15 protein-coding genes and 1 pseudogene are annotated in these 18,149 nt (G+C 37.1%); 10 read left to right on the forward strand and 6 right to left on the reverse strand.

The annotated features are described in order from the left end of the window. The first annotated feature begins 820 nt into the window (after window positions 1-820). Window positions 821-1,234: an SDR family NAD(P)-dependent oxidoreductase gene (locus ACM26V_RS18895; protein WP_416148273.1), complete on the forward strand. Its 414-nt coding sequence runs from the start codon at window positions 821-823 to the stop codon at window positions 1,232-1,234. A gap of 632 nt (window positions 1,235-1,866) precedes the next feature. Here the strand turns inward: ACM26V_RS18895 and ACM26V_RS18900 are convergent. Together ACM26V_RS18900 and ACM26V_RS18905 are read right to left on the reverse strand one after the other, a co-directional pair. Beyond that, window positions 1,867-2,004 carry a hypothetical protein gene (locus ACM26V_RS18900; RefSeq protein WP_416148274.1) on the reverse strand — a complete coding sequence of 46 codons (138 nt, stop codon included), beginning with the start codon at window positions 2,002-2,004 and terminating at the stop codon, window positions 1,867-1,869. A gap of 490 nt (window positions 2,005-2,494) precedes the next feature. Continuing rightward, window positions 2,495-3,025, reverse strand: coding sequence for a PadR family transcriptional regulator (locus ACM26V_RS18905; RefSeq protein WP_416148275.1), 531 nt, complete (start codon window positions 3,023-3,025; stop codon window positions 2,495-2,497). Window positions 3,026-3,376: 351 nt separating this feature from the next. On the opposite strand from ACM26V_RS18905, the gene ACM26V_RS18910 reads away from it, so the two are divergent. The 4 genes from ACM26V_RS18910 to ACM26V_RS18925 all read left to right on the forward strand — a co-directional run bounded on the left by ACM26V_RS18910 (window position 3,377) and on the right by ACM26V_RS18925 (window position 8,928). Next, complete coding sequence (locus ACM26V_RS18910; RefSeq protein WP_416148276.1) at window positions 3,377-4,141, forward strand: alpha/beta fold hydrolase; 765 nt, start codon at window positions 3,377-3,379, stop codon at window positions 4,139-4,141. Further along, window positions 4,138-5,028, forward strand: a complete 891-nt coding sequence (locus ACM26V_RS18915; protein ID WP_416148277.1) for a COX15/CtaA family protein — start codon at window positions 4,138-4,140, stop codon at window positions 5,026-5,028. Before ACM26V_RS18910 ends, ACM26V_RS18915 begins: the two co-directional genes overlap by 4 nt. A gap of 532 nt (window positions 5,029-5,560) precedes the next feature. Beyond that, window positions 5,561-6,556: a hypothetical protein gene (locus ACM26V_RS18920; RefSeq protein WP_416148278.1), complete on the forward strand. Its 996-nt coding sequence runs from the start codon at window positions 5,561-5,563 to the stop codon at window positions 6,554-6,556. 494 nt (window positions 6,557-7,050) lie between these two features. Further along, window positions 7,051-8,928, forward strand: coding sequence for an OmpA family protein (locus ACM26V_RS18925; protein WP_416151916.1), 1,878 nt, complete (start codon window positions 7,051-7,053; stop codon window positions 8,926-8,928). Window positions 8,929-9,339: 411 nt separating this feature from the next. Here the strand turns inward: ACM26V_RS18925 and ACM26V_RS18930 are convergent, their stop codons facing one another. The 3 genes from ACM26V_RS18930 to ACM26V_RS18940 all read right to left on the reverse strand — a co-directional run bounded on the left by ACM26V_RS18930 (window position 9,340) and on the right by ACM26V_RS18940 (window position 12,477). After that, a complete protein-coding gene (locus ACM26V_RS18930) occupies window positions 9,340-10,074 on the reverse strand; it encodes a hypothetical protein (RefSeq protein ID WP_416148279.1) in 735 nt (244 codons plus the stop codon). Window positions 10,075-10,172: 98 nt separating this feature from the next. After that, window positions 10,173-11,147 (reverse strand): tetratricopeptide repeat protein, encoded by a 975-nt coding sequence (locus tag ACM26V_RS18935; protein ID WP_416148280.1) that lies wholly within the window; start codon window positions 11,145-11,147, stop codon window positions 10,173-10,175. A 343-nt stretch (window positions 11,148-11,490) separates the two neighbouring features. Continuing rightward, a complete protein-coding gene (locus tag ACM26V_RS18940) occupies window positions 11,491-12,477 on the reverse strand; it encodes an aldo/keto reductase (protein ID WP_416148281.1) in 987 nt (328 codons plus the stop codon). A gap of 597 nt (window positions 12,478-13,074) precedes the next feature. Here ACM26V_RS18940 and ACM26V_RS18945 point away from each other — a divergent pair. From ACM26V_RS18945 to ACM26V_RS18960, 4 genes are all read left to right on the forward strand, one after another. Next, window positions 13,075-13,485 carry a VOC family protein gene (locus ACM26V_RS18945; RefSeq protein ID WP_416148282.1) on the forward strand — a complete coding sequence of 137 codons (411 nt, stop codon included), beginning with the start codon at window positions 13,075-13,077 and terminating at the stop codon, window positions 13,483-13,485. Window positions 13,486-13,875: 390 nt separating this feature from the next. Continuing rightward, window positions 13,876-14,847: an ATP-binding cassette domain-containing protein gene (locus ACM26V_RS18950; RefSeq protein WP_416148283.1), complete on the forward strand. Its 972-nt coding sequence runs from the start codon at window positions 13,876-13,878 to the stop codon at window positions 14,845-14,847. Next, window positions 14,844-15,686, forward strand: a complete 843-nt coding sequence (locus ACM26V_RS18955; RefSeq protein WP_416148284.1) for an ABC transporter permease — start codon at window positions 14,844-14,846, stop codon at window positions 15,684-15,686. The genes ACM26V_RS18950 and ACM26V_RS18955 overlap by 4 nt, the downstream gene beginning before the upstream one ends. Window positions 15,687-15,806: 120 nt before the next feature. Beyond that, window positions 15,807-16,325, forward strand: coding sequence for an AAA family ATPase (locus ACM26V_RS18960; RefSeq protein ID WP_416151917.1), 519 nt, complete (start codon window positions 15,807-15,809; stop codon window positions 16,323-16,325). Window positions 16,326-16,664: 339 nt separating this feature from the next. On the opposite strand, the pseudogene ACM26V_RS18965 reads toward ACM26V_RS18960, so the two are convergent. Then, window positions 16,665-16,940, reverse strand: a pseudogene (locus ACM26V_RS18965) (TetR/AcrR family transcriptional regulator); the annotation flags it as partial. 291 nt (window positions 16,941-17,231) lie between these two features. Here ACM26V_RS18965 and ACM26V_RS18970 point away from each other — a divergent pair. Beyond that, window positions 17,232-18,044 (forward strand): DUF899 domain-containing protein, encoded by an 813-nt coding sequence (locus tag ACM26V_RS18970; RefSeq protein WP_416148285.1) that lies wholly within the window; start codon window positions 17,232-17,234, stop codon window positions 18,042-18,044. Window positions 18,045-18,149 lie beyond the last annotated feature (105 nt).

Genomic DNA, 18,149 nt, shown 5'->3' on the forward strand with positions numbered 1-18,149 from the left:
ATCTCTTCCACCGTTGTTTTTATCGGGTGTTTTTCAACTCAAAACTATTTAGCATTTTCATGAGTTTTCATTCCATAATATGGGTGGGGGAAGGGCTGTTTTGGCTCAAAATATTATTACAGATTGGGTTGTGGAAATGAGGGGGAAATGGGGGTTGAGGCGTTGGGGGAGACGGGGGTTGGGGGTTGGGGGGTGAACTCAAAACTATAATACAAAGTGTCACTTACCCTTTCCCACTCTTTTTTCCAAGCCCGAGAGACGACCTACCCGTCGTTTTCTCAGGCTTTTTTTCTTTCCTACCTGCAACCACAGCACATTCCCTCACATGTTTTCCCCACGCTCTTTTTCCACGCCTTAAAGAGGCTTTCCAACCGTTTTTTTCAACTCTTTTCCTCTTGCCTTCAAGACCAACAAACGTTGTCGCAACAAGCCTTCAAGCACTCTTTTTCTTCGATCCTTTCAGGCGTTATTTCTCATGGTTTCTCGGGCTTTTTTTCTTGCGGTGACGGAGATATCTTCGGTTCTTTTTCAGTGTTTTTCCTCGGTGTTGAAGGGAGTTGGGAGACGTAGAATTTTCCTTCAATCTCTTCTGCGGTTGTTTTTAACGGGGATTTCTCAACTCAAAACTATTTAGCATTTTCATACGTTTTCATTCCATATTATGGGTGGGAAAAGGGCTGTTTTGGCTCAAAACATTATTACAGATGGGTTTGTGAAAATGAGGGTGAAATGGGGGTTGAGGCTATGGGGGAGAAGGGGTTAGGGATGTGGGGGATGAGAGTGTAACATTTTTACAAAAAGACAACTGTTCCTGCCTGATATGATCAAACGTGGCCAAGGTGGTGTGATTAATGTGGCTTCCGTGTTGAGTTTTTTCCCTGGACCTTTGATGTCGGTTTATTATGCGACAAAGGCGTACGTGTTGTCCTTCACCGAGGCCTTGGAGAACGAAGTAAGCGGAACGGGAGTTACTGTGACAGCACTTTGTCCAGGGTTGACGTCAACTGGTTTTGTTGATCGCTCGGGTATGGGAGCTTCAAAGTTGTCGAATGGTGCTATCATGGAAGCCTCACGGGTTGCTGAATTAGGATACCAAGGCTTCATGCGTGGCAAGACGTTAATTATACCAGGTGCTAGAAATCGGTTCTTTTCATTTATGCCGCGGTTACTGCCACGTAAGATGATGACTCGTCTGATTAGGTCATCACAGGACAGATCAGAGCATTTATCTTGATCTAGTCAGGAACCGTGACGAGCAAGCGACTGAATCGATCCTGTTTCCAAATCCGAGAGACGACCTTCCCATCGTTTTCTCGGGCCTTTTTCTAGTAATCGCACATATCCATCTTGCTCTCTTTCACTCTTTTCCTCGATGTTGAAGGGAATCAGAACACGCGTAACTTCCCATCGTTCTCTTTCACCGATGTCTTTGTCGTAGTTTTTTCAGCTCAAAACATTTTCATTTTTATAAGTTTAAATTACATATTATGGATGTTGGAAGGGCTGTTTTGGTTCATAACATTATACATATGGGTTGATGGGGATGAGGGGCGAAGGAGGTTTAGGCGTTGGGGCAGAATGGGTTGGATTGTGGTGGTGAACTCAAAAGATTTTTACAAAAAGATAGATTGTTTATCATCTAATTTCGTGTAACCACAATACATATGATAAAATATTACTTTCGGTTGATGAACACATAGCCAAAAGTAAATATAGATATAGCAAGCGCAAAAAAAGAAGTTATCAGGACAACTGCGGTCACTGTTACCAAATCCTTTCTCTTGCTTAGAATGAATAATCATCGTATACTAAGAGGAGAATATGGGTGGAGAGGAAATAAATTCTCTCCAGTGTTAAGCAGTTGAGCTACATGTCCTTGCCAGAGGGCGGTGGCTCTTTTTCTGCTTTCTTTCGACTTTTATTCGTCATCGTCGCAGTTACTAAATTAATAGCAGCGATGGCTATATTAAGAATAGCAGCCGAAAGAATGATCCACTCAACCATATCTACATCACCCCCTTTCTGTATGGGGGATAGTTGTATTATATCATTTTGGGAACATTCGTTCTGTATAAATGGGCAGTATTTGTCTATAAAATAAAACAATGTTAGCAGATTTATATATTTTCTAAATCGTAAAAACTATATCTTTTTTATTCTGTAAGACGTATTTAAATACTGACCTTATTACCCATTCCTTCCTTCCAACCGTCTAAATATTTGCCATCATCAAGTGCCTCGGTCATATCTTACATATCGGATATTGAGTGCGGAGTGATTGTTACAATAACTTCTCCATCTTTAACTGCTAAAACTGCAGTAAATCAAAATCATACTCTCTTTCTCGTGCTTTTTTTCAATCTTGAGTGACGATTTTTCCTTCGTTTTCTCGTTTTTTTTGTGATCACACATATCCCTGACTTTCTAACGCTCTTTTTCTAGGTTGAGGTTGGTGGATGCAAAAAAGCAATAGATATAAAACACGTATGAATTATTACTTAATTTCATTGATATATTGTTTTGCCCACTTACACCATTCCAAGTACATTTCAGAATATCTAATTCCATATTCAACTGTTAGCATAGTGCCTACGTCTCGTTCTTCTTGATTGTTAAAGTGCTCTTTCCACTGTTGTGTCATACTTAAAATTCTATCTTCTCTCTCTATAACTTCATCTAACAATTTATTAATTTCTATAACCGATAAAACAGGAAAAATAGTCGCTTTAATTAAAAATTCATCTTTAATTTTTGCTGGTTTTAAAGGTTCTTCAATTGCCCAGCGTATTAATTCCTTCTTTCCTGAATCTGTAAGGGAGTATATTTTTTTATTTGGTGAGGTTCCTTGAATAACTAATTCGTGTTCTATTAAGTTATCGTTTTCCATTTTATGCAATTCTGTATAGATTTGGCTATGAGTCGAACTCCAAAAATAAATCATCTGTTGCTTAAATATTCTTACCACATCATATCCTGTTACTGGTTTTCTAGAAATTATCCCTAACAAAGCATAACGTAAGCTCATAAAACATCAATTCCTTAATATTTGTCTATAAAAAATTATAGCATATTAACTTGACCAAAGTATTTTTCGTTGTTAGAATGTCTATAGTTTCATATGTCTAAAAAGACATAATAGATAATGGTGTTATAAATCGTTTCCTATAGCGAGTTCACAACGGAATTTGAGAAATCTTACTTGTATTTAATGTTCTAAAGTTTATTTTTTTGTAGTTTTTTTATGTCATTGACCTATCTGTTGGTTTGATGTTGAGCTCTTTTTTTAAGCGGATTAATCGAGATGTTCATAAAAAAAGGAATTTAATGGAATGTCTACACCTCTCTACTTAATTCGATTTGGAAAGGTTCGATTTTAATGATGAAGAAAATTCTCAATAAAAAAGCGTTATTAATTACGTTTATCACTTTAGGTATAATAGTAATCTTGAGCTTGTCTTTATTCTTTATATGGAGTCAAAATACATATAGTGTTATAGATGCTCCACAACTCAAAATAGAGGAAGTTAAAAATTTAGAAGATGGATGGTATATTTATACAGCTGAAAATGCCGATAAAGGTTTAATTCTTTATCCCGGTGCAAAAGTTGAACCTGAAGCATATGGCTATTTAGCACAAGAGTTATCAAAGCAAAATATTACAGTAGCTATACCCTCGGTTAGATTGAATTTGCCAATTTTGGATATTTCTAAAGCAAATGAAATAATAAAAAATGATAATCGCATAGAATGGTATATTGGTGGTCATTCAATGGGAGGTGCTGCAGCGGCTATGTATGCAGACCGATATTTAGATAGAGTGAACGGGCTTATATTACTTGGCTCATATGCTGCAAGTAATGATTTTTTAAGTGAATCCAACTTACCTGTTCTATCCATAAGCGGGGCAGAGGATGGCCTAAGTACACCTGATAAAATTAAAGAATACAGCTCGAACTTACCACAAACAACTACTAATTTTATTGAAATTCCAGGTGGTAACCACGCTTATTTTGGTGTATATGGTAGTCAATCTGGTGATAATGAAGCTCTGATAACAGTTGATGAACAACAGGAAATGATCATAGATAAAATTGTGAATTGGCTGGAAGATGTTCGAGTCACTAGTCGAGGTGAAACATGAAAAAATTAAAAATATATTCAATTATAACAACAATTTTTGTGTTATTCGTCCTTTTGCAAGGTTCTATTGTCACCAAAACAGGATCTGGTCAAGGATGTGGATCGACGTGGCCGCTCTGTTTTGGTGATGTCATTCCATATAACCCAACGACAGAAACCATTATTGAGTACACTCATAGATTAATCTCCAGCGTTGCAGGGATACTGGTTTTAATATTATCTTACTGGTCTTGGCGAAAATTGAATTTTATTAAAGAAATAAAATTCTTTGCAATTCTAGCTTCGGCTGCAATTATTATTCAAGGTTTAATGGGGGCTGGACAAGTTGTATTTGGACAACCTCCATTAATTATGGCTTTACATTTTGGTTTTTCAGCAATCTCTTTAGCAGCTGTTTTTACGATTACTCTTTTTACATTTGAAAAACCGTTTAATAAAGTAAGAGTACAAGTTGGAAGACATTTTAAGCGTTTTATCATTGCCATTACTATTTATGCTTATACTGTTATCTATACAGGTGCATTTGTAAAGCATATGGGGGCGGCTACAGTTTGTACAGGGTTTCCTTTATGTAATGGAGAATTTGTTTTATTTAGCGAAGGAGAAATTGTATTTGCTCAAATGTTTCATCGTTTAGCAGGCATGTTGTTAACCGTTCTTGTTATAGTGTTTGTTTTATGGGTATTAAAACTTTATAAGCATCAACGTCTATTATTAAGCATCGGTTTTGTTAGTTTATTATTAATATTTGTACAGCTTTTAAGTGGAGTAGGAATGGTATTAACTTATAATCAGAATTTAACGATTGGAATAATTCATGCACTAATGATCTCTATTTTGTTCTCCCTTTTTATATATACCATTGTCATAACAAGAATAATTAAGTGATGTATATTAAAGATAAGTATCGAAGAGGATGATCAATATCGCTAAATTATGACTTAATATACACTAACCATCTTTATCACCCCCTTTCCATATGGGGGATAGTGGACACGACCTTACATTTAATATAGTGTGGGTGATCTTTTGCGTCATATTGGAAGAGATCAAAAGTTTGCAAGGCTCATTTGATGGGTATGTTTATTTATGAAAATAGTTTTCAGTTAATGGGTATTATGTGTTTCCTATTTCATTCCGAGTAAAAATAGAAATAATGAAAATCTTGCTGAATCAAAGCAGGAACAAGAACTTTTTATACGAATTTATTGTCATTTTACACATATATACTGGAATCGGAGATGTGAAACGGTATCATGGTACATCAGTTTCTAGTTTCATTAGTTTCAATAAATTGTGATTAATGACTTAGTTTTAAAAGTGATGTTCCAATATAAAGATCATCGACCAATTCATTTTACTTGGACAAATTGCGCTATAAAAAAGCTATCTTATAAGTGATTCATGGGAGGAATACATAATGAGAAGGTATGCGAAGACAGTACCTACGATGTTTTTATGTGTAGCATTGTTATCAGCTTGTGTAAATAGTGATGAGGATACAACAGGAAATGAGGATGAGGACACTGATGATACAACTGAAGCTTTGTATAGCGACGATACAAACGAGCAAGATAGCGAAGATGAAAAAGGCAACAACTACATGAATGAAAATGAAACCAATGAGGGTATTGATGAAAATGAAACGAGTAATGGAGAAACGGGAGAAGGAGAATTTGAACTAGCAGATGAAGGAGAAGAACGAGATGCTGCGACAACAAAAGAAGATAATTATATGAAAGGTGGCACGTTTGTCGGTGGTGAAGTAACTGATGGAAGAAGTGTCGGGAATATCGATCATGGTATTCATGATAGTTATGAGAGACTAGTTCTCGATATTTATGAAGGATCTTATCAAGAGCTTGAAGGCCCTGCAGAAATACCGAATCACTTTGAAGTGACAAAAGAAGCATATCCTTCTCGTATCGTTTATACATTGAGCGGAATTCGTGGTCTACCAGAAGAAATACCGGATTTATCAAACATGGATTTCTTTTCATATATGGAAACGATCCCGTTATTTGATGATGCTACGATACAATTAGCGGCGTATGTGCAAGAGTTTATTGAATTTGAAGTGTTCGAAATGCATGATCCAGCCAAAATTGTGACAGATGTCAGGGAAGCAGAGGGAGAAGATGAGTATGCTACGGTATACTCCGTAAGAACGACTTCTATTTCGCAAGACGATAACTTGGAGGATATTGCTAGACAAGGGTTTGAATTTGAAGAAAGAGATGCAAAGCAGGTGAGAACATTACACTCTGAGGAAGATACATTACTTGTTGAGGAAGGGTATTATAGTACGTTAGAAGAAGCGGAAGATAGAAAAATAGAACTGGAGAATGATGGTATTGATTTTGAAGTACACATAGAAGAACGAGGTACACATGACACCCCTGAAAATATTGAATAAGTAATGATTTAAAACGAAGACATTTCTAAAGAGTATTATTGGGGATAGGTATGTCTTTTATGGGCCTATTAGTAACTGTAACTAGTACCTTTTGATTATAGCTTCCACAAACAGGTGTCCATTTGTGGAAGCACAGAGCTATAAAATGATCATTTTTTTTAAACTGAACTGAAATTTGCTGTATAGATAACCATTTTGATCTATCTTTTTTCAAAATGGATTTTCTATTTGCAGGTGTGTACTTCCAACCTACATTCTAAACTTGAAACAATAAACAATACCAGATTTCGCTATTGATCCATAAAAATTCCCCTTTATTTACTATTAGACCAAGTATATAATAAAAACATAGTGCCTTTTCCATATTAATTCCATTTAGCATTCAAAATTTTTCTTTAGAAAAAATTGAATATTTAGAGTGTTCTTATTTTCCGCCCATTAGTGCAACGCTAATTATTTAATAAAACTAAGGAGAGGTCGTAAACGTGAAAAAAATGATATTAATAGCTAGTGGCTTTATCTTGCTGGCAGGGTGTAATAATGAAGCAAATGAAGAGATAGAAGAAGTTCAGGAAGAGAATGATACTGAAGCAGAGGAAGAAGTAGAAGAAGTGGAAAAAGAAACGGAACCGCCAAAAGATAACGAAGGAGAACTTGAAGAAACATTTACCGTCCCGGATCCAGTTGTTATTGAAGAAGAGTTATGGGATTTTGATCAGGGCGAAGCATATGATTTAGTAACAGAAGTTGGTCCGATTGTCGTTGAAGGTGACTATGCGATTCTACCTGTTTTAGTAGATTCTGATCATGAGGCTGAGCCGTTTTTTAGAGATATTTTTTTTGGTGGGTATGAAGAGGAAGATCAAGTATCGAACTTTGATGTACGCCTTATTGACGGGGAAGAGCGATCTGCTTCCCATGTGGCTATTCTGAATTATGAGTCAGATCATCGCGATGGTTTGTCCAGAAAAGCATTAGAAACCTTTTTAGGCGAGGGGAGCTTGAACAATCGAATGACGATGGGACCTGATCATCAACCTGTACGTTATTTTGCTGTTTTTGAAGCGCCAGTTTCTGAGCAAGTGCATATATTGTTTCGTAGTATTGGAATGGCGGAGAATGTCCCTGTCATTAATCGAGAAGAAGCAGAAATTACAAGTTTAGCAGAAGTAGAAGAAGACTATGAGTCAGTAGGGAAAACGGTTGAAGAGAGATTTCATCAAGGGGTTCCGACAGTGGAAGAAATTGTTGAAAGAGAACTCAACCGAAGTCAATTTGAGGAAATGACAGAAACGTATTCTGATAACATTCAAACTCGTACGATGTCCTTGGAGACTTATCAAGAAGGTTTAGACACGTCAGTTAGTAAAATTGAAGAAATAGAGTATGCTACGTTATTGTTATCAGGTGATGTGTTATTTGATTTTGATTCTGCTGACTTGACCAGTGAAGCAGATCGCGAACTAGAAGTATCTGCAATTGAACTTGAAGGGGCTGAAGGTGGAGAGTTGAAGATAGTCGGACACACGGACAATGTGAATACAGAAGAATACAATCAGGAACTTTCAGAAGATCGTGCTCAGGCTGTTCATGATCGTCTGGATGAAGTGACGGATTTAACACCATTTGATGAGATTACCATTGGAGGGGAATCATTTAGAGAACCGATTGCTGACAACGACACGGAAGAAGGACGTGCGCAAAACAGGCGTGTGGAAATTCAGTTTACTCCACCTGCAGAAGTGATTGAAAGGGAGATAGAGAGTGCAGAATTACCTGAAGCACTTGGTGTAGAAGTAGAATTTCCGAACGCAGCACCTACAGAACATGGTGTAGTAGAAATTCTCTCCCTACGCCAGGTAGATGACTTATTTGTAGGGAGAATAAAAGTACAAACCTACGAAGATGAACTTGAATCCAATGCTTTGCTTGCTTATGGTTCTGGTGCAACAGCTCTTTCAGGAGCGAGAGGATGGCATTATAAAGATGCTGTTGGATTTAGCGGTTTAACTATTTACAATATCACGTTGCTGCATGAAGGACAACGCTATTACCCAGTAGATTATTATATGGAACCTTTATCTGAAAGTGTAGGAGAGGAACGTTTAGAAAATGCTGAGGACGAGGATGTGGAATTTATTTTACCACTCGCTGAACGATTTTTGCCTAGGTCTACTGAATTATCAAATGATGAAGCAGCCTACTATACAGCAACAGTCGTCTGGCCGGCCGTTTCTACTGATGAAGTCGTCATTGAATTAGGGTTGCCAAGTATACAGACAGTATCTACAGACGATATTGATATGGAAGTTGATAGTGTCCAGCCATGGAGGATCACAAATGTTCCATTGGAAATTGGAAGCAATGATTAATTAAGAATAACAAAGGTGTCTTCCTCTTGATGAGGTTCTTGATTGGAATAAATTTTAAAGGTTGGATTAGGAACGATAGTATTTTCACAAGAAAAAGTATCTTATCATAATATGAGTAATTCAAGATAATAATGAAGCTTTGTTGTATAATATAGGTAGAAAAATAATCGAACTTTTTTTATAAAAAACGTATGTACGTTCTAAAAAATGAAACCATTTTGATCAAGCTTTTTTCAAAATGGTTTCGTTTTATTTGTTGTAAAATATGGATTTGTGAGGTGGTTTTCCTCGATTACGCGAAGAAATTCCCTTCGATCTCTTCCCCAATGTCTTTGTCGTAGTTTTTTCAGAGGAGATTTTTAGAAAGCCGTAAAAGGAATCACATGCTTCTATAAAAAAAGTCCTATCTAATTATTTTTCTTGGAATGTTAATTCTTGGGTTACATTAACCCGTAATATTTGTCCATCCTTTAAATCCACAGTTAACGTTTCAGGTCCAAATTCACCATCTGGATCGATGAGTTCGTCATATAATGGCAACTTATTATCTTTTTCATAAATCATGACTTTTCCACTTCGAGTTCCAGAAGCTATTACCTCGTAATTTCCTTCATTAATATCCGTGCCTACTTCCCAAGCTCCAGTAGTTAAAGTATCAGAAACTGTTCTATTTTCTACAGGAGTGAAAATACCTTGCTCAAATCCAGTAATTTCTACTTCTGCGCCATCATATAGATTGACCGTAACGCTAGGAACGCCTAAGTTCAATCCCTCATCTTCTAAAATCTCACTTACTGATCCACCGGCAGAATTATTTTCAACAAAAAGATTACCTGAGCTACTGCTCGTAATCTTATAACGGTCAGCTGGGAAATCTTCTCCAACGACATAACTTCCTTCATCTAAGGAGATAGCTTCTTCAGATATGGCAGACTCCTCCTCTGAGTCATTTTCTTTATCAGCATTTTCACTATCTATTTCTGTTTCTGGTATTGACTCTGATTCTATTTCAATTTCGTTATTTTCTGTTGAACTTGTCATGGACTCACTTTCCGACTGACAAGCAGTCAATACTATTCCACCTAATAAGAGAGCCGCTGACCAAGTTAACCATTTTGTACAAGTAGTTTTTTTGATTTTTTGCATAATAAAGCCTCCATGATGTTATCAGAATATCTTTTCTTTAATCTTTCCAACCGTTCTTCCTTTTAGATCATTCAGTCAATAAGAAATAATCTCTTTCATTAATATTCTATCAGTTCGATAAATGTCTCATCATCGTAAACGGTGGATAATAGAGGATCATTGTAAGCTGTATCCTTGAATGATTCATTTAATTCTATCGATCTAGCTAATTCTTCAAATGCTTGATCAAGCTCTCCTTGTTGCACAAGTACTACACCTTTTCCGTAATACCCAATTGCTTCATTTGGAAATTGCTCAATAATATAGTTATAGTGTTCTTTAGCTTCGTTTAGATTTCCCCTGTAAGTAAGCATTATGCCTTTATAATCTAAAGTATTTAATGGGTTTTCTGGAACAAGGTCAATAATCTTGTCTAAATAAGGAATCGTCTCGCTAAATTGCCCTAATGCATCGTGGAGGTAGACAAGATACCATAATGCGTCGGTATCTTCGGGAATTTGTTTTATGTATTGTTCTAAATAAGGGATTGCCTTTTCGTCTTCGGATAAGAAATAAAGTGAAACTCCTTTTCCATATAGAGCATATGGTGTAAGATCATCAATCGTCAAAGCTTTATCATAATATTCAAGAGCATTTTCATACCTTTCAAGCGATAAATGAGCATTCCCCATGTTGATAAACTGTTCTGGTTCCTTCTCACTAATATCGATTGCTCTTTGTGCAGCGACAATTGCTTGTTCATAATCACCGAGTTCATTTAATGATAAAGCCTTGTTATTAAATGCGCTATCCATTTGGTCATCGAGTTCAATCGCTTTGTCTAGGGCTTGAATTGCTTCTTCATGTTGCTCGATATATTGGAGACAATACCCTTTCTCATTATAAAGAAATGGATCTTCAGGGTATTTTTCCAATCGCTGATTCAAATCATCTAAAACTAATTCATACTCTTCTTTTTCATACCATTCATCATATTTTTCTCGTGAGAACTCAGGGTCTGTAGTACTTAAAAAGGTACATCCTGAAAGAAAAATAATTGAAAATATATATAATGGCAAAATTTTTTTATTCAATATATCACTTCCTTTTTCATAATCATTCTCTTTATCTACGGATAACGAGGAATTCTTTAAGTTTTGATTTTCCTCTTTTTTGAAAATACCCATAATTAACAATATCTAAAGAAGAAATGTATCGCAACTTTTTTGTATAAAAATTTAACAAAATAGTTAATATTTCTTAGGTAATGTATGATTAATTGAAATTAATCCCGATTTTTTTCTTATGCCCTTCAAGACGACCTTCCCGTCGATGTTTTTGTATGCCAACTAAAAGCTTCATACTAAAAATGATCCCCCTCCTAGCCATGACTAGGAAAGGGATCACTTTGTAATGTATTGATTGTTGAACGAACAGTTACTCTTTTATTGGCAACGGTGCTTCAGCAGAGATTAAATTTTGTTCTTTCATTTCCTGCCAGAAAGCTACTGGAATTTCAGCATTCATAGCAGAAATATTCTCTTGAATCCGTTCAGGACGTGTGGTGCCTGGAATAACAGCCGCTACTGCCGGATGAGCTGCTGAGAATTGGAGTGCAGCAGAAATTAAGCTGACCTGATGGCGATTAGCGATCTCGTTCATGAGCTCTACTTTCGAGTTGATTTTTGACGGTGCTTTTTTATATTCGTAATGAGATCCGCCAGCAATGACACCTGAACCATAAGGAGCACCGACAACGATTTTGATTTCTTTTTCTTCAGAACCTGGCATTAAACGCTGGAGAGCATGCTCATGATCTAGTAGGGTGTAACGGGTAGCCTGAAGATGAATATCTGGCTTTGTTTCCTCTAACTCATTTGCCAGCTCAATAGGTTCTGTTCTGTTAACACCTAATCCCCAACCTTTAATGACACCTTCGTCGCGAAGTCTGTTTAGCTCACGGAAAGCTCCTGTTCTTGCTTCTTCAAATTTCGAAAGCCACTCATCTCCATGAAAATCAGGTGAAATATCATGGACGTAAACAAAGTCAAGTCGATCGGTATTTAATCGTTCCAAGCTATGTTCAATGGAGCGGAGCGTTCCTTCTGCAGTATAATCGTTGACGATTTTATTCTTGCGGCCAAATTCAAACAGACCTTCTTTTTCTTCCTTTTCGTCTAAGATGAGTCGTCCAATTTTGGTGCTTAATACATAGTCGTCGCGATTATATTTAGATAATACCTCTCCTAATCTCATTTCAGCGAGACCGGCACCGTAGAATGGCGCAGTGTCAAAATAACGAATTCCGTTATCCCATGCAGCCTTGACTGTATCAAGCGCTTCCTGCTCTGGGACGTCTCGAAACATATTTCCTAAAGGGGCTGTGCCAAAGCCTAGCTTTCCACTCTGTTTCAAATTTATCATGTTGAATTTCCTCCTTTAATTAATAAACCACCTATTTAAAGGTGTGTTTAAGACATGTGCTCATGGTTTATCCAAATTAGTGTAGCTCTTTTTGGATGTACAATAATCCATTACCGATAAATTTGTAAAATAAACATCCTACTTAACATAGAAATCGACAAGAAATGTAGACTAATAGAAAATATTATGATGATACTATAAGAAAATTTAGAGACCGGTAAGGAGGTTTTTAATTATGACAAATCAGTCAAGTATTAGAATCGATTCTGCTTCAAGAGTTATTTTGGCATCGCCGAACATCATCTATAAATCATTTTTGAATCGGGAATTTCATACGTGAGGGCCATACGATAAGTTCCACCTAGAAACTGTTTCAGAAGGCACAAACGTGACTGTCGTTTGTGAAAATGTACCTGAAGGAATTCGAAAGGAGGATCATGACACAGGGTTAAGATCGACACTAAAAAATTTAGCTATATTTACTGAAAAATAGACTGTTAAGCACCGAAAGCATTTTTTTCTTGGCTTTGGCTTTGGAATCACATATCAATAATTAATATTATGGTAGTATTTATATTAATAAGAAGTGGATTTTTAATGGTAAATTCAAATCAAAAGATCACTACGTTTTTAACTTTTGAAGGAAGTGCTGAAGAAGCAATGAATTTGTACATCTCTTTGTTTGACGAGTCAGAAATCACTAGTATTGTTCGATACGGAGCAAATGAGGTAGGCAAAGAGGGAAGTGTACAGCATGCTACATTCTTAATCAATGGACAAGAGTTTATGTGTATAGATAGCAGTGTTAAGCATGAATGGACATTTACTCCCGCAGTATCAATGTTTGTAACATGTAACACGGAGAAAGAGATTGATCGACTCTTTGATAAGTTATCTCAGGATGGTGTCGTTCACATGCCATTATCTAATTATGGTTTTAGTAAAAAGTTTGGATGGGTTGATGATAAATATGGTGTATCGTGGCAATTAAATCTTGCAAACAGCTAACTGTTCAATAACAATTAATATTTGAATGGTTACATCGTTGGCTGGAAACTAAAAACTGTCTATAACATGATTTTGTAGCGTTAGAAAATGGAGGGGGAGTCATGATACCGAAATATGCTCTTCCTCTAAGGTTTGTCATGAGACATATTTTGCTATAAAATCATAAAGATTTAAACTACTGAATACACTAGCTTAGTTATAATATAAAATGATAAAGTGCGTTAAATTAACGGGTGCTTGTTCTCCATTTAGTGCAAGTCGATTGTGGAATATTTTGATGAAATGAATTGATACAAGAATAATAAAATCTTAGCTAAATAGTTTTGAAGAGATAAGTCTTATAATAGTCTTATGTGTCAAAGGGTGAAAAGGAAAGGATGTTGAGATAAAGTGAAGGAATATGCAATTGAAGCTAGGGGTCTTGTTAAGAAATTTGGGGAGGAACATGCGGTTGATGGAGTTGATTTATCAATTGAGAAGGGAACGGTGTATGGATTCTTGGGCCCTAATGGTGCTGGGAAAACAACGACGATACGGATGCTTGCTACATTACTGAAGCCTGATGAGGGGTATGCGAAAGTTTTCGGTCATGATATTGCTACAGATACGGCTGGTGTTCGAAGTCGAATAAGCTTGACGGGGCAATACGCTTCTCTAGATGAAGATTTAACTGGGTTTGAGAACTTAGTAATGCTTGCAAAATTAATGGGGTATTCACGTAAACAGGCTAAAGCTCGTGCAATTGAATTGTTAGAGGCGTTTCATTTATTGGAAGCGAAAAATAGGCAGGTGAAAAATTATTCTGGGGGAATGAGACGTAGGATTGATATAGCAGGAAGTATTGTTGTAACACCAGATATGTTGTTTTTAGATGAACCTACAACGGGCCTTGATCCTAGAAGTCGAAATCAAGTATGGGATATTATTCGGGCTTTAGTTCGTAGTGGAACAACTGTGTTATTAACAACGCAATACTTAGAAGAGGCGGATCAATTAGCTGATCGAATAGGCGTGATTAATCGAGGGAAAATAATTGCGGAAGGTACAGCAAGTGAATTAAAGGCTTCGGTTGGTACAGGAGTTTTAAATATAACGTTACATGATCAAACGATGCGGCAACAGGCAATGGAATACATACAGGAAAGCTTTCAAGTGCTCGTTACTCCTATTGATAATTTAGCCTCATTTACAGTTCACGTATCGGACCCTAGTTTAGCCATTGCAGTACTAGATAAGCTTAAGAGTCAGTCTATCGATGTTAGTACATTTTCTCTCGGTCAACCGAGCTTAGACGAAGTATTTTTAACCTTAACTGGAAATGCGGTGGAGGAAGAGAGTGTGTCAGAGGAGGAACGAGGATGAATAATAAAACTGAAAGAGACAACCATTCAGAAATGAATAATGCTTTGGTTCGAGCAATTGCTGCAAGTGAACGACCAGCCAGACCGAATATTTGGTCATCCACTTTAACTTTTTCGTCTAGAGCGTTAGTTAGAATTAAACATATTCCTGAACAATTATTTGATGTAACGGTGTTTCCGATTATATTTTTATTAATGTTTACTTATTTATTTGGTGGAGCAATTGCTGGTTCCACCGCGGAGTATTTGCAATTTTTACTGCCAGGAATTCTTGTGATGACAGTTGCTCAAATAACGATGTATACAGGAATTGATTTAAATAATGATATTCGTAAAGGGATTTTTGACCGATTTCGCACGTTGCCAATATGGCTTCCATCTGCACTTATGGGTGCATTGCTCGTTGATGTTGTTCGCTATTCCATTGCTTCAACAATAATGATTCTTCTTGGATTGCTTCTTGGATTCCGTCCTGAAGGTGGATTTATAGGTATCGTAGCAGCGGTAGGGCTACTTTTAGTATTTTGCTTTAGCTTATCCTGGGTATGGACGACGCTTGGAATGATTATGCGTTCGGAAAAATCATTGATGATGGTAAGCATGATGGTGCTGTTTCCACTTACGTTTGTCAGTAATGTCTTTGTGGACGTAAATACGTTGCCGGGGTGGCTTCAAGGTTTTGTAGAAATTAATCCCATTTCTCTCCTTGTCACAGCAGTTCGCGGTTTAATGCACGGGACGGTAACGACAGAACAAGTAATCTGGGTGTTCGTAGCATCAGCCTTATTTGTAGTCATCTTCGCACCAATAACAATGTACCTTTACCGTAACAAAAAGTGAGTGGTCAGAGATTAGCTTCTTTATAATGTGCGGACTGCATTTAAGTGGGGAAGAGAGCTTAAAAAATGAAGTGAAAATTATAAGGTGATGTAGATAAAGTAGGTGAAAACTTTGAAAAGAATGTATATTATATCTGGACCAGCCGGAGTTGGTAAATCAACAACTTCAAAGCGACTTGCTGAACTTTTTGAACGAAGTGCCTATATTGAAGGTGATTTAATTAATCATATGGTTGTTGGCGGATACCTTCCACCATGGGAGAGTGAAGAATCACTATCATTAGTTTGGGAAAATATAGCTGATTTAAGTATTAACTTTGTTCAAGCCAGAAAGGATGTTGTCATCGATTATGTGGCTTTCCCAGAAGATGTAGAAAAACTCTCAAAAAGGGTCTATGTCGAGGTAAAGAATGTAGAAATTATCTATGTTGTTTTATGGGTTGATATAGATGAGTTGCTGAGAAGAGATGCTTTAAGAATGAAAGAACATCAAATGGGAGAAAGGTGTTTAGAATTAGTGAAAGAATTTGAAGCTAAAGGGGTAGAGGAGCGTTTTTTATATCATACAACTAACTTACAACCATCCAATCTAGGTGAAATTCTTCAGAATATAAGAGAAAATCCTAGATTTAAATACTAGTCTTATTTCAACTTGTCTGAATAAAACAAAATGCTCTTCCACCATTAATTGTGGAGCAACAAACAGGTAGAAAATGATTATTCTTCTTTCCAAATGAATGTCTTTCTTGCAAAAATATTTGGATTGCGAAATGATTTATTTTACTTTATTTTCAAAGCACAGATGTTTATGGACAATTTATAAATGATTTAGTGGAAACTATAAAATTAAGGGTGGGACTATCAGAGTTAATGTGCTCTGATAGTTCTAGTACTTTGCCGATTATTAGTTTTATCATTGCTACCGTCATTTCTTTAGCTGGATTGTGATTTAATTTGTAAAAGATATGAGGACAGTAATTCATGACGCTCTAAGTCCCTGAAGCAAGGAGTGAAGTGTAGACATGGCTTCACGAATAGCTTGTTGGTGGTTTGGTTGTTCAGAAATCCAAAGGGTTGCTTCGTTCATGGCACCAGACAGACAATGGGTTAAAGCATCAATTGAAATGGATATGATCAACCCTTTTTCTAATAAAAGTTGCAGATGTTCCTTCAATGAACTCATCGCATATTTCTGATCCATTTCTCGAAATATATCCCATCCTAAAATGGAGGGGCCATCGATTAATAAAATCCTATGGCTTTCTGCTTCTGATGCAGATTCAAGAAATGCACGACAACCGTTTAATAATTGTTCCCGTTTTTGTTTTCCTCATGATTGTCACCTCTTTCTGCTACGATCCTTCATCATATTCACGAGCGTTATGGCTTCCGTATGCTCTTTTTTGAGAAGCGTCCTTAATCTGAATTTGGCCAGTTAATTGAATAAAAGCGATGACAAAGAATTAAAGGAATTGTTTTTAGCAAGCGAAAAGAAGTTCATAGCGATTGTCTGTGATAAGCTTAAGAAAAGAAGGGAGAAGACGATATGAAAAAAAATGAAAATCATCTGCAACTACCGAATGTTGTGTCACTAGACGAATGGAATGTAGCTCGTAAGGAACTGCTGGACAAAGAGAAGGAATTCACTAGGGCACGGGATGCGCTGAATGCCGAGCGGCGCCGACTCCCTATGGTTGAGATTAATAAGGACTATGTCTTAGACGGTTCGCATGGTAAGACCAGTCTGCTCGATCTGTTTGAAGGACGACCTCAACTTATCGTGCATCACTTCATGTTCGATCCTGATTGGGAAGCAGGTTGTCCGGCTTGCTCGCTCGCTGCGGACAACATCGCCCATCTCGCCCACCTGCATGCACGAAACACGTCACTGGCACTGGTATCCCGCGCTCCACTTCTCAAGCTCCAACGCTACAAGGAACGAATGGGTTGGAACATTCCTTGGTACTCTTCCTACGGTAGCGACTTTAACTATGACTTTCACGTTACGCTGGACGAATCCGTCGTTCCGATTGAATACAACTATTTGACCAAGGACGAACTTGTTCATAAGGGCGTACCCATTGATTCCACTCAGTCGATGGAAGTGCCTGGCGTGAGCACCTTTCTTCGCGATGGCGAAAGAATTTTTCACACGTATACGACTTACGCCCGTGGAACTGACCTGATACTTGGTACCTTCAACTACCTTGATTTAACAGTTCTTGGTAGGCAGGAGGACTGGGAACAGCCACCTGGACGCAGTGATGGCAACGGGAAGACGTGGCTCCGCCGTCATGACGAATATGATCACTCTATGGATTCGGATTCTTGCTGCAAATCAGGAAAGAATAACTTGTAATTAAAGGTCCTCAACTATACCTATTAATACTACCGAATAGAGGTTTCAGAAATAGGTGTTTTCAGCGCCCTTTCTATTACATTGAGTAATGGGTATAATCTTTAA

Origin of the sequence: Salipaludibacillus sp. HK11 (assembly GCF_047795645.1) — a bacterium.
In the GTDB taxonomy this organism is placed as follows: Bacteria; Bacillota; Bacilli; order Bacillales; family Salisediminibacteriaceae; genus Salipaludibacillus.

What these genes read in the sequence shown, in the direction of transcription:
- ACM26V_RS18920 (WP_416148278.1), top strand. Translation starts at nt 5,561, where the DNA reads ATGAGAAGGTATGCGAAGACAGTACCTACGATGTTTTTATGTGTAGCA.
- ACM26V_RS18925 (WP_416151916.1), top strand. Translation starts at nt 7,051, where the DNA reads ATGATATTAATAGCTAGTGGCTTTATCTTGCTGGCAGGGTGTAATAAT.
- ACM26V_RS18900 (WP_416148274.1), bottom strand. Translation starts at nt 2,004, where the DNA reads ATGGTTGAGTGGATCATTCTTTCGGCTGCTATTCTTAATATAGCCATC.
- ACM26V_RS18915 (WP_416148277.1), top strand. Translation starts at nt 4,138, where the DNA reads ATGAAAAAATTAAAAATATATTCAATTATAACAACAATTTTTGTGTTA.
- ACM26V_RS18895 (WP_416148273.1), top strand. Translation starts at nt 821, where the DNA reads ATGATCAAACGTGGCCAAGGTGGTGTGATTAATGTGGCTTCCGTGTTG.
- ACM26V_RS18955 (WP_416148284.1), top strand. Translation starts at nt 14,844, where the DNA reads ATGAATAATAAAACTGAAAGAGACAACCATTCAGAAATGAATAATGCT.
- ACM26V_RS18960 (WP_416151917.1), top strand. Translation starts at nt 15,807, where the DNA reads ATGTATATTATATCTGGACCAGCCGGAGTTGGTAAATCAACAACTTCA.
- ACM26V_RS18945 (WP_416148282.1), top strand. Translation starts at nt 13,075, where the DNA reads ATGGTAAATTCAAATCAAAAGATCACTACGTTTTTAACTTTTGAAGGA.
- ACM26V_RS18905 (WP_416148275.1), bottom strand. Translation starts at nt 3,025, where the DNA reads ATGAGCTTACGTTATGCTTTGTTAGGGATAATTTCTAGAAAACCAGTA.
- ACM26V_RS18930 (WP_416148279.1), bottom strand. Translation starts at nt 10,074, where the DNA reads ATGCAAAAAATCAAAAAAACTACTTGTACAAAATGGTTAACTTGGTCA.
- ACM26V_RS18940 (WP_416148281.1), bottom strand. Translation starts at nt 12,477, where the DNA reads ATGATAAATTTGAAACAGAGTGGAAAGCTAGGCTTTGGCACAGCCCCT.
- ACM26V_RS18910 (WP_416148276.1), top strand. Translation starts at nt 3,377, where the DNA reads ATGATGAAGAAAATTCTCAATAAAAAAGCGTTATTAATTACGTTTATC.
- ACM26V_RS18970 (WP_416148285.1), top strand. Translation starts at nt 17,232, where the DNA reads ATGAAAAAAAATGAAAATCATCTGCAACTACCGAATGTTGTGTCACTA.